We start from the raw sequence: 10,413 nt of genomic DNA on the forward strand, positions 1-10,413 counted from the left end.
CATCGAAATTCAGGCCGATCGGTTCGCCCGTGGCTTTCCGCCCGTCGATGTTCTTGCAGATGTATTTGCTGACATAGCCGGCCGCTGAACCACGCTGCCAGTCGATCGCTATTGCGCGAAACCTTGGATCATCCCCTGTGCGCGCCAGCTCTTCCCGATCAGCTTTGGTTGCGTGATCACGAAACACCTCCACCATTTCGGTTGCCTGATGCTGAGGCACGAACAAAAGCAAGTGCCAATGCGGACAACCGTCATGATGTGGCTCCGCTATGCGAAAGCCGTATGGCGCAATGCCACGCCGCAATAGTTGCGAACGGATACGCGAAAAGACGCCACTGAGGTAGCGCTGGGCGTCGCGTGGCGTAGCGCCACCATATGCGGCATTTTTTTGAACGACCTTACCGTGCTTCAACTTTCTGAACGCATGGAATCGGCTTGGGCAGGTAATCGTTAAAAATAGACCGGCGTGGCCTAGCGCTTTGGCGATGGTCTCAAAGCCAACGATCCGCGTCATCAGTTCTGCGCGCCGCAGCTCCGGGTTCGATACAGACACGTCAGCCAGCTCGGCCAGGGTGAATTTCTCGCCCAGCTCGTTGACTGCGATCAGTGACTCAAGTAGCTCTCTATTGCGGCAGCGCCGGGTGCGAAATCGGGCTAGGGTCTCGTCCGAAACGTACAGGCTTGCTTTCTGATTAACCAGGCCGGCACGAATAGACTCCGCCTCTCCTTTTCGCGTGATGGTACGAAAGAGGGCCCTGCGCCAAAATCCTTCGTCAGTCAGCCGCTTGTAAACCGTTTCGTGCGTCACCCCGCGTTTGCCCAACTTTGGCAGCAGGGTGGCGCATTCGCCAGCATCCTCACTGTCGCTCAGATAGACCTCGCGTTCAGCGAGAAACAGCGTGATTTCGTTCAGAAAGGCTTCGAAGTCGTGGCCTTGGTGCAGCCGACGCATCGACAGAATTTGCTCGACGATCTGTTTTGCCGTGTCCCTGATTTCCGAATCGGAAGCTGTCAGGTCAAGCGCACCTGCGAGGCCGTCGAAGTGGTCGCGAACTTCCTGCACATGATAGTTTGCTGCGCGACGTGCATCACCGTCGTCAAGTCGCTCTGCGAACAACAACGCGTTGTACTGGCGTTGTGCGGCACGGGCGAATTGGCGTGGCACGCGGGATAGCCACGCCGTGTGCCAGCCGGCCCGATCTTCACGGCCGGCATGACGACGCCATGCGATTGAGGACGGCGACAGCATCCTAGTCTTCGATCGCAGCGTAAGCGTTGACAACTGGGCGGCGTGAGTGGCGCTCGCCGGTTTCACGGTCGGTGTATTGAAACACCTTGCCACGCCAGCCGCCGCAGGCGACTGGAATTTCAACGGTTTCGCCGACCTGGCCGAGACGCTTTTTCGAACGAATTTCGACCACTGCCGGACTTGAGTATTCGTCGGCCGATGGCAGCGTCACTTCAGTAAAAATCGCGTCGTCGGACTTGCGGACGGCGTTGACGCGGCCGCTGAGGATCGCGCGGTTGACATGCTTGGATGGGGCTGGGGTGCTCATTTACATCATCTCCTTTGGTGGGTGGATCGACTAGCTGGACAATCGTTTGGCGAGGCAATCGGCTTGGATTGCTGCGAGGTTGATGAGGGCGTACTTCCCGACCTTGACGACAGGCCAATAGCCGCGCGATACCTGTTCGCGGACAACGCGTTCGCCTAATCCCGTTAGCTCGGCAAATTTGGATATCGTGCACAACGGGGGCGCAAACGGGAAATTTTCACTATTTATCATTTGTAATGAACTTCTACAATTTGTATGACTTGGACAATACGCAAAGCCCTGCCCGCTTGTCAAGAGTACGAGTAAAATTTGCAAGTCATAACTACTGTATAAATTCACATTAATGAGCACCCCACTATGAGTAACATTGAAGATCGCTTGGCATTGGTGCTTCAGGAGACTGGAGAACCCTATGGATTCTGGCGGGGGCTAGAGGCAGAAACAGGCATTTCGGCACAGAGATGGAAAGCCGTAGTTGCGAGAAGACAGCGTGTAACATCGGACATGCTGCAAGCGGCCTGTCGTTGGCAACCCCAATATGCATTTTGGCTAGCTACCGGGATTACTGATGCCTCTAACGGTCATATAGCGCCAATGAACGCGTTAACGTTTCCTGAGCGCCTCTATGCGGCAAAGCCTGAGGCAGAGACCTACTTCCGGCGCTGCTTCGAATTGCAGGACCGCCTATTTGCAGAGGCCAGAGTCGATAGCTCAAACGATGAGCAGCGGATGGCGGCTATAAGTCGCATCAAGGTATTGGCCCACTGGATTGGGTCGAATCTCGTTGACATTGCGTATCGCCTGGCGAAGACGCCTGAGTACCGCGAACTATTGGAGATCTTCGAGCGCCGCGAAAAAAAGCGCGCTGCAACACTGGAACTCAGGGGAAAGACTTTGCCCGGAATGCCTGAGACGCTCGGCAGCACAATGCTGGGCCAAGACCCACGAACACAGCATCAGCGCCTGTACGACCTGCACTGGATAGCACGGGATGATTAAGAGAAATAAAAGTAAAGAAAACGGCGGCTGGATAGCTGATATCCAGCCAGGCGGCCGGGGAGCCAAAAGATTCCGCAAAACCTTTGCCACGAAGCGAGAGGCGCTGGAATGGGAAACTTGGGTGAACGGCCAAGTCCAGCAAGAACCCGAGTGGAGCCCGAAGCCGACGCGAGAAGTGCGCCGACTAACCGACCTGATCGAAATATGGTGGCAAAGCCATGGCCGCGAGTTACGCGCCGGCCGGAATACGCGTCAGCGACTGGACAACCTAGCGCACGCACTTGGAAACCCGTTTGCTGACAAGCTGACAGCGACGGACTTTACTGCCTACCGTGGGCGGAGGCTTGACGCCGGAATTTCAGCAAATGCCATCAACAGAGAACATGCGTACTTGCGCAGCGTTTTCAATCGCCTGGAGGAATTGGGCGAGTGGTCAGGCGGAAACCCGTTGGGAAAGGTCCGTTCCTTCAAAATTCAGGAAAACGAGCTCTCGTTTCTCACGCTCGATCAATGCGCATCGCTACTTGAGGAATTGACGAACGGACGGAATCCCGATGTCGTCGATGTCGCGAAAGTTTGCCTAGCGACGGGCGCTCGATGGAATGAAGCTGAGGGTCTGCGGACTTCTCAGATAAGGCCCGATGCAATCGAGTTCGCAAGGACGAAAACGGGCAAGGCCCGGTCGGTAAAAATTGATGATGCGCTGTCCGAAATGCTGATTGCGCGAACAGGGCGATCAAATGACCGCCTTTTCGCCTCATGCTATTCAGCATTTCGCGATGGCATCGAACGCGCGGGGATAGAGCTGCCAAAAGGTCAACTAACGCATGTGCTTCGCCACACGTTCGCAAGTCACTTCATCATGAACGGCGGCAACATCTTGGCGCTACAGCGAACGCTCGGCCACACGGAATTGAAGACGACGATGCGATACGCGCACCTCTCGCCAGAGCATATGAACGAAGTACGGACGCTGAATCCGCTTTCTCAGTTGACACTTCGTTGACACTTCGGAAAAGAACAAGGGGCTAGCTTACGCTAACCCCTTGTTTTTTTGGTGGGCCCGCAGGGACTTGAACCCTGGACCAAAGGATTATGAGTCCTCTGCTCTAACCAACTGAGCTACAGGCCCGAAACTGATCAGGCCTCGCCGGACAACGAATCCAGGAAGCTCTTCAGCCGCTCCGACCGGGTCGGGTGGCGCAGCTTGCGCAGCGCCTTCGCCTCGATCTGGCGGATACGCTCACGCGTTACATCGAATTGCTTGCCAACCTCTTCCAGCGTGTGGTCGGTGTTCATTTCGATGCCGAAGCGCATGCGCAGCACCTTGGCTTCGCGCGGGGTGAGCGTGTCGAGGACGTCACGGGTGGCATCGCGCAGGCTGGCATACACAGCTGCATCCACCGGGGCCAGATTGTTCTGGTCTTCGATGAAGTCGCCCAAGTGGCTGTCGTCGTCGTCACCGATCGGCGTTTCCATCGAGATCGGCTCTTTGGCGATCTTGAGGATCTTGCGGATCTTGTCTTCCGGCATTTCCATGCGGGCAGCCAGGGTGGCCGGATCGGGTTCCAGACCGGTTTCCTGCAAGATTTGCCGCGAGATGCGGTTCATCTTGTTGATGGTTTCGATCATATGCACCGGAATACGGATGGTGCGCGCCTGGTCGGCGATCGAGCGGGTAATGGCCTGACGAATCCACCAGGTGGCATAGGTCGAGAACTTGTAACCGCGACGGTATTCGAACTTGTCCACCGCCTTCATCAAACCGATATTGCCTTCCTGGATCAGATCAAGGAATTGCAGGCCACGGTTGGTGTACTTCTTGGCGATCGAGATCACCAGACGCAAGTTGGCCTCGATCATCTCGCGCTTGGCACGGCGGGCCTTGGCCTCGCCGGTGCTCATCTGGCGATTGATTTCCTTCAGATCCTTGATCGGGATCATCGCGTTCTTTTGCAGCTCGGCCAGCTTGGACTGCTTTTCGGTCACGGCATGGCGGTAGCGCTCCAGAATGGCCGAGTAAGGCTTGCCTGCGGCAATTTCCTGGCTCACCCATTCCAGATTGTCTTCATTGCCGGGGAACACCTTGATGAAGTGTTCGCGCGGCATCTTCACCTTCTGCACGCAGATATCCATGATTTCGCGCTCGTAGCCGCGAATCTCGTCGACCATGGTGCGCAGGCTGTCGCACAGGTTTTCCACCTGGCGCGCCGAGAAGCGGATCTTCAGGAACTCGGCCGATACCTGCTCTTGCAGCACCAGATACTGCTTGCTGTGCGAGCCATGCTTGACCAGCGCCTTGGTGGCCTTGTCGAACAGGTCACGAATCACATCGAAGTGTTCGCGCGCCTTGTTCTTCAGCTCTTCGAGGTTGGCGGCTGCAGCGGCGCTGCCGTCGCCATCTTCATCCTCTTCCTCGTCGGCGCCTTCAATGGCGACATCGTCCTCGTCGCCTTCGACCATTTCGGCGGGCGGTGCGGCTTCTTCTTCGACGGCGTTCGGGTCGATAAAATCATCCACCACGTCGTCGATACGGATTTCATCCTTCAAGGCACGATCCACCATGCCGATGATGTCGGCCACGGTAGTCGGGCAGGCGGAAATCGCCTGGATCATGTGCTTGAGGCCGTCTTCGATACGCTTGGCGATTTCGATTTCGCCTTCGCGGGTCAGCAATTCGACCGTGCCCATTTCACGCATATACATGCGCACCGGGTCGGTAGTGCGACCGAATTCGGAGTCAACGGTGGACAATGCCGCTTCGGCTTCTTCCGCCACATCGTCATCAGCCACAGCAGCCGGCGTCGCATCGGACATCAGCAACGATTCGGCATCGGGCGCCTCGTCGTAAACCTGAATGCCCATATTGGTGATCATGCTGATCACGCCTTCGATCTGCTCCGCATCGAGCATATCTTCGGGCAAGTGATCGTTGATCTCGGCGTAGGTCAGGTAGCCACGCTCCTTGCCGAGCACGATCAGATTCTTGAAGCGGGCTTTGCGCGCCTCGCTATCGAGACGCGGCTCTGCGTCGCGCTTGGCTTCTGACTTGTCGAGTTCTTGATCTGCCGCCATCGGATTGGGTCTCGAAACTGGTACAGGGAAACGGGGAATAATATCACGAATCGCTGTTAATTAGCAGCAATTGTGCAATCAAAAACAATCACTTCTCTTGCTACGCCACAAACCGGCCCAGCCTTGCGGCCGGTATTCAGTCTAGAAGGCCGGGCAACAACCTTCCCGGTTTTTTATCGCCCGAGCAGGGCCAAGCGTCCGTACTCCTGGCGCTCTTCCTGGCTCATGGCGGAAAAGTCCATCCTTGCCAATTCCGCCAGACGGCGCGCCGCATTGGGCTTTTCCATCAACAACAGGAAACGTGCCGAGGTGTGCTGCCAGGCATCAGCCAGCACCTGCTCATCATCTTCGCGATAACTGGCTCTCGCCTTCACAAACGCCTTGTTGACCACGTCAAAGCAGGCCTCTGCTCGCAATCGCTCCAATAGATGCCCGCTGGCAGGCGGCTCAGGCATTTCGGCAACCAGATCCACCAGCCTTGCAATCGCTTTCAGCGCCGCGCCCTGCGGGTCGGCAGGCAAGGCGTGCTGCGGTAGCTCCAAGGCTAAACGTGGGGCCAATACCATCAGTTGCAAGAGCTCGAAAGCAAGATCAGTGGTTTCGCGCGGGCCATCGGGCGGCGGCACCCCCTGCTCGCCCTCGTCGCGACCACGCCGCCACTCGCCCGTTTTTTTCTGCCATGCGGGCTTGGCCGATCGGAAAGCCTTACCTGCGCGCGGCTCGGCCGAACGAGCCGGCGCCGGCGCCGCACCGCCGAGCAATTGCATGGCGTCGCCACTATCAAGCCCGGTCATGTCTGCCAGTTTTTTGCGCAGCAATACGCTCAAGGCCGGCGCCTTGATTTGCTCGAGCAGGGGCTTGGCCAGATGCAGGAAGCGGGCACGGCCCTCATCAGTCGACAAATCGACCTGGCCAGCCAATTCCTTGCACAGGAAAGCCACCAGACCCAAGGACTCGCGCTCCAGCAAGCCTTCGAAGGCATCCTTGCCAAACTCCCGGATATAGCTATCCGGGTCGTGCTCATCCGGAAGGAACAGAAAACTCAGGGTCTTGCCATCACTGGCCAGCGCCAGGCAGTTTTCCAGTGCGCGCCAGGCCGCCTTGCGACCGGCCTTGTCGCCATCGAAGCTGAACACCACGCGATCAGCCATGCGCAGCAGCTTTTTCACATGATCCGGCGTACAGGCCGTTCCCAGCGTTGCGACCGCATACTCGACACCGAGCTGAGCCAGCGCCACCACATCCATATAGCCTTCCACCACCAGTACGCAGTTTTGCGCACGGATCGCCTGCCGGGCTTGCGGCAGGCCGTACAGCTCCAGGCCTTTCTGGAACAATGGCGTTTCCGGCGAATTCAGGTATTTGGGCTCACCTTGGTCGATGACGCGACCACCAAAGCCGATCACTTGGCTCTTGCCATCCATGATGGGAAAGACGATGCGATCACGGAAGCGGTCATAGCGCCGACCGCTGTCGGCATGGTCGATTATCAGCCCCACCTCACCCAGCTGCGGATTGGTGGCGTAGTCGCTGAAGCACAGCGCCAGCGGATGCCAGTCATCCGGCGCATAACCAAGGCCGAAACGCGCTGCGATTTGCCCGGAAAGGCCCCGGCGCTTCAGATAGTCGATTGCCTTGCTGCTGAGCTTGAGCTGCTCGCGATAAAAGTGCATGGCGCGGGTATTGAGCTCGACCAGACTGGTCTGCGCCTGGCGACGCGGCGCCGCATCAGCCCGCGCCTCGCTGCGCGGCACCTGCATGCCGATCGACTCGGCCAGCTTCTCGACCGTATCGATAAACCCAAGGCCTTCGTACTCCATGACAAAGCCAATGGCCGACCCATGCACGCCGCATCCGAAGCAGTGGTAGAACTGCTTGGTCGGACTCACGGTAAACGAAGGCGATTTTTCCTTATGGAAAGGGCAGCAGGCCGAATAGTTCTGCCCGGCCTTTTTCAGCGGCAGATAGCGCTCCACCACCTCGACGATATCAAGGCGGTTGAGCAAGTCGTGAACAAACTCGTCCGGGATGCGGGCCATAGTTTCGCGCAGCGTGGTGGAGAATCAGAACCCGGCAAGGACGAGCCTCGGCCGGACCCAGCCACACATCAAGCCAAACGCGCCTTCACCAAGGCCGAGACCTTGCTCAGGTCGGCACGCCCGGCCAGCTTGGCTTTTACATCAGCCATGATCTTGCCCATGGCAGCAACCGTGGCACCATGGCTGGCAACGGCGGCTTCCAGTACCGCCTGGATTTCGGCCTCATCCGCCTGTTGCGGCATATAGGCTTCCAGCACCAGCATCTCGGCCTTTTCGATTTCCGCCAGATCAGGGCGGCTGGCATCTTCATAGGCCTTGATCGAATCGCGGCGCTGCTTGTTCATCTTGTCGATGATGGCGACGATTTGCTCATCGCTGAGCTCGATCCGCTCATCCACCTCGCGCTGCTTCATGGCAGCGAGCAACAGGCGGATGGTGCCGAGGCGCGCAGTATCTTTCTCGCGCATGGCGGTCTTCATATCATCGGTAATGCGTTGCTTCAGGCTCATGACAAACTCACAGTGAATTGCATTCAAGAACAACCCGGTCATGCACCAGCAATCAAGCCAGCAACATCAGCCAAGGCAGCATCAGACTCATTGAGGCTCCCGAAAATCGCTGCCTGATCCTTGCCAGACAGCAGCCGGCCAGACAGAAAACAGACCATTTCCAGCGCCCAAAAGCACAAGGCCGCCAGTATAAACTGACGGCCTTGAGTCGCGTGAGTACGCGAAAACGACGCGAAGCTTAGTACAGCTTGGTCGGCAGCATTTGGCTGCGAATGCGCTTGTAATGGCGCTTGACCGCTGCAGCGAGCTTGCGCTTGCGTTCGGTGGTCGGCTTCTCGTAGAACTCGCGTGCACGAAGTTCGGTGAGGAGGCCGGTTTTTTCCACCGCGCGCTTGAAGCGGCGCATGGCGACTTCAAACGGCTCGTTTTCTTTAACGCGTACGCTAGGCATGAATATCAGTCCTGCTTTCGTAAGTCTGAGGGTTAATAGGCAAATTGAGTCGGCGATGATACCAGCCCGCCGCCACAATTAAAAGCCTGTTTTTGCTGTTGTTTTCTACTTGCCACACTCGCTGGTGAGCTTGCGCAGCAATTGCAGGCGCTGCGGCAAGGTTTCGCCGCGGGCCACCGACGCCGTCAGGGCACAGTCCGGCTCGCGATCATGCCGACAGTTATGGAAGCGGCACTGGCCCAGATACTGGCGATACTCCGGGAACAGCGCTGCCATCCGGTCCACCCGCAAATGGCGCATGCCAAATTCCTGCAAGCCGGGCGAGTCGATCAGCTCGCCGCCATTGGGCAGGCTATATAGCGTGGCGTGAGTGGTAGTGTGCTTGCCGGAATCCAGCGCCTCGGAAATCTCGCGGGTACGCGCCCGCGCCTCCGGCAGCAAGGCATTCACCAGGGTGGACTTGCCCATACCGCTTTGCCCGACAAATACCGTGGTCTGCCCCGCCAGCAAGGGCCATAGCGGCGCCACATCGGTCTTCGCCGACAATTCGATCATCGGGTAACCCAGCGTGCAGTAAGGCGCAATGATCGGCCGCGCCGCCGCAGTCTCCGGCAAGTCGGCCTTATTGAGCACGATCAGGGCACGAATATCGGCATCTTCCGCTGCAACGAGGCAGCGGCTCAGCAACTCCTCGTAAAAGCTTGGCACTGCCGCCAGCACAATAGCGATCTGCGTCACATTGGCGGCAATCAGCTTTTCCTTGAAAGCATCCGAGCGGTACAGCAGGCTGCTGCGCGGCAGTACCTGCTCGATCACCGCCTGCTCTTCATTGAGTACGTTAACTTCCACCCTATCGCCAACGGCATAGTCGGTCTTCTTGCGGCGTGCCGTCGCCCGATAGCGCCGCCCGGCCAGGTCAACCACAAAGCCTTTGCCGTGCGACTGGATAATGCGGGCGACTTCAGTCATTCAGTGCATCAAGCTTGGCAGCGCAGACAAAGTCATTGCGGCTGATGCCCTTGCAGGAATGGGTGTCGTAAGCCACGCGCACGCTGCTATAGCTGATATGCAGCTCGGGATGATGGTCTTCACGATGCGACACCCAGGCCGATGCGTTCACGAACGCCATGGTGCGATGGTAATCGGCAAAGTGGAAGGTCTTGACCAGTTTGCCGGCTTCCAGCGACCAGCCATCGAGCTGTGCCAGTAGCGCTTGCTGCTCTGTGTCGGATAGGGCCGGCACCACGGCCGGGCAATGCTCTTGGGCGAGTGACATAGGTGTTTTCTCCAGAATCTCTTGATACCGCCCGATCAGGCCGCGGCGCGCAATGCCGCAATGCGCAAGGAAGCAGGCGGATGGGAATCATAAAACAGCGAATGCAGGGGATCGGGCGTCAAGGTTGCCGCATTGTCGCGATACAGCTTCACCAGCCCGGAAATCAGCGCCGAAGCCTCGCTGACTTCTGCCGCATAGGCGTCGGCCTCGTATTCATGCTTGCGCGAACCATAGCTGGTGAGCCAGCCAAACGGAAAGGTGAAGGCTGGTAGAGCCAGGAAGAACAGCAACAGCGCCGCCGCCGTCGAGGGCGCCGCCACGCCCAGACCGGCATAGAACCAGCTGGCGTCCTTCAGCACACCGAGCAGGGCCAGCGTCAGCAGGCCGCTACCGTAAATCATCGCCATCCGCTTGATGATATGGCGACGCTTGTAGTGGCCCAGCTCATGCGCCAGTACGGCTTCCACCTCGATCGGCTCCAGCCGCTCCACCAGGGTATCGAAAAACA

The 10,413-nt window shown here is 58.0% G+C and carries 11 protein-coding genes and 1 tRNA gene; 2 read left to right on the forward strand and 10 right to left on the reverse strand.

Translation table 11 applies throughout. The annotated features are described in order from the left end of the window. On the reverse strand, positions 1-1,249 hold a 1,249-nt coding region (locus ACE3OH_RS13895), incomplete at its 3' end, for a replication endonuclease (protein WP_374353870.1). 1 nt (position 1,250) lies between these two features. Further along, complete coding sequence (locus ACE3OH_RS13900) at positions 1,251-1,556, reverse strand: hypothetical protein (RefSeq protein ID WP_374353873.1); 306 nt, start codon at positions 1,554-1,556, stop codon at positions 1,251-1,253. Positions 1,557-1,913: 357 nt separating this feature from the next. Between ACE3OH_RS13900 and ACE3OH_RS13905 the strand changes: the two genes are divergently transcribed. Together ACE3OH_RS13905 and ACE3OH_RS13910 are read left to right on the forward strand one after the other, a co-directional pair. Further along, positions 1,914-2,555 carry a hypothetical protein gene (locus ACE3OH_RS13905; protein ID WP_374353876.1) on the forward strand — a complete coding sequence of 214 codons (642 nt, stop codon included), beginning with the start codon at positions 1,914-1,916 and terminating at the stop codon, positions 2,553-2,555. Next, positions 2,548-3,561 (forward strand): tyrosine-type recombinase/integrase, encoded by a 1,014-nt coding sequence (locus ACE3OH_RS13910; RefSeq protein WP_374353879.1) that lies wholly within the window; start codon positions 2,548-2,550, stop codon positions 3,559-3,561. Before ACE3OH_RS13905 ends, ACE3OH_RS13910 begins: the two co-directional genes overlap by 8 nt. A 49-nt stretch (positions 3,562-3,610) precedes the next feature. On the opposite strand, the gene ACE3OH_RS13915 is transcribed toward ACE3OH_RS13910, so the two are convergent. From ACE3OH_RS13915 to ACE3OH_RS13950, 8 genes are all read right to left on the reverse strand, one after another. Then, positions 3,611-3,687: transfer RNA gene (locus ACE3OH_RS13915), tRNA-Ile, on the reverse strand. A gap of 8 nt (positions 3,688-3,695) precedes the next feature. Beyond that, a complete protein-coding gene (gene rpoD, locus ACE3OH_RS13920) occupies positions 3,696-5,630 on the reverse strand; it encodes an RNA polymerase sigma factor RpoD (RefSeq protein ID WP_374353882.1) in 1,935 nt (644 codons plus the stop codon). A 173-nt stretch (positions 5,631-5,803) separates the two neighbouring features. Next, the gene (gene dnaG / locus ACE3OH_RS13925; RefSeq protein ID WP_374353885.1) at positions 5,804-7,669 is read right to left on the reverse strand and encodes a DNA primase; all 1,866 of its coding nucleotides are present in this window, start codon (positions 7,667-7,669) and stop codon (positions 5,804-5,806) included. 68 nt (positions 7,670-7,737) lie between these two features. Beyond that, entirely contained in the window at positions 7,738-8,178 is a 441-nt protein-coding gene (locus ACE3OH_RS13930) for a GatB/YqeY domain-containing protein (protein ID WP_374353888.1), read from the reverse strand. Positions 8,179-8,416: 238 nt separating this feature from the next. Next, positions 8,417-8,629, reverse strand: a complete 213-nt coding sequence (gene rpsU, locus ACE3OH_RS13935) for a 30S ribosomal protein S21 (protein ID WP_374353891.1) — start codon at positions 8,627-8,629, stop codon at positions 8,417-8,419. A 105-nt stretch (positions 8,630-8,734) separates the two neighbouring features. Continuing rightward, positions 8,735-9,598, reverse strand: a complete 864-nt coding sequence (gene rsgA / locus ACE3OH_RS13940; RefSeq protein WP_374353894.1) for a ribosome small subunit-dependent GTPase A — start codon at positions 9,596-9,598, stop codon at positions 8,735-8,737. Further along, positions 9,591-9,905, reverse strand: coding sequence for a 4a-hydroxytetrahydrobiopterin dehydratase (locus ACE3OH_RS13945; RefSeq protein ID WP_374353898.1), 315 nt, complete (start codon positions 9,903-9,905; stop codon positions 9,591-9,593). The genes rsgA and ACE3OH_RS13945 overlap by 8 nt, the downstream gene beginning before the upstream one ends. 35 nt (positions 9,906-9,940) lie before the next feature. Then, positions 9,941-10,413: M48 family metalloprotease (locus ACE3OH_RS13950; protein ID WP_374353900.1), on the reverse strand; the 473-nt coding region annotated here is incomplete at its 5' end.

The organism is Chitinimonas sp., assembly GCF_041904975.1.
Taxonomy (GTDB): Bacteria; Pseudomonadota; Gammaproteobacteria; order Burkholderiales; family Chitinimonadaceae; genus Chitinimonas.

Excerpts from the sequence above, each read along its gene's own strand:
- ACE3OH_RS13900 (WP_374353873.1), bottom strand. The coding sequence starts at position 1,556 with ATGAGCACCCCAGCCCCATCCAAGCATGTCAACCGCGCGATCCTCAGC.
- ACE3OH_RS13905 (WP_374353876.1), top strand. The coding sequence starts at position 1,914 with ATGAGTAACATTGAAGATCGCTTGGCATTGGTGCTTCAGGAGACTGGA.
- rpsU (WP_374353891.1), bottom strand. The coding sequence starts at position 8,629 with ATGCCTAGCGTACGCGTTAAAGAAAACGAGCCGTTTGAAGTCGCCATG.
- ACE3OH_RS13945 (WP_374353898.1), bottom strand. The coding sequence starts at position 9,905 with ATGTCACTCGCCCAAGAGCATTGCCCGGCCGTGGTGCCGGCCCTATCC.
- rsgA (WP_374353894.1), bottom strand. The coding sequence starts at position 9,598 with ATGACTGAAGTCGCCCGCATTATCCAGTCGCACGGCAAAGGCTTTGTG.
- ACE3OH_RS13930 (WP_374353888.1), bottom strand. The coding sequence starts at position 8,178 with ATGAGCCTGAAGCAACGCATTACCGATGATATGAAGACCGCCATGCGC.
- dnaG (WP_374353885.1), bottom strand. The coding sequence starts at position 7,669 with ATGGCCCGCATCCCGGACGAGTTTGTTCACGACTTGCTCAACCGCCTT.
- ACE3OH_RS13910 (WP_374353879.1), top strand. The coding sequence starts at position 2,548 with ATGATTAAGAGAAATAAAAGTAAAGAAAACGGCGGCTGGATAGCTGAT.
- rpoD (WP_374353882.1), bottom strand. The coding sequence starts at position 5,630 with ATGGCGGCAGATCAAGAACTCGACAAGTCAGAAGCCAAGCGCGACGCA.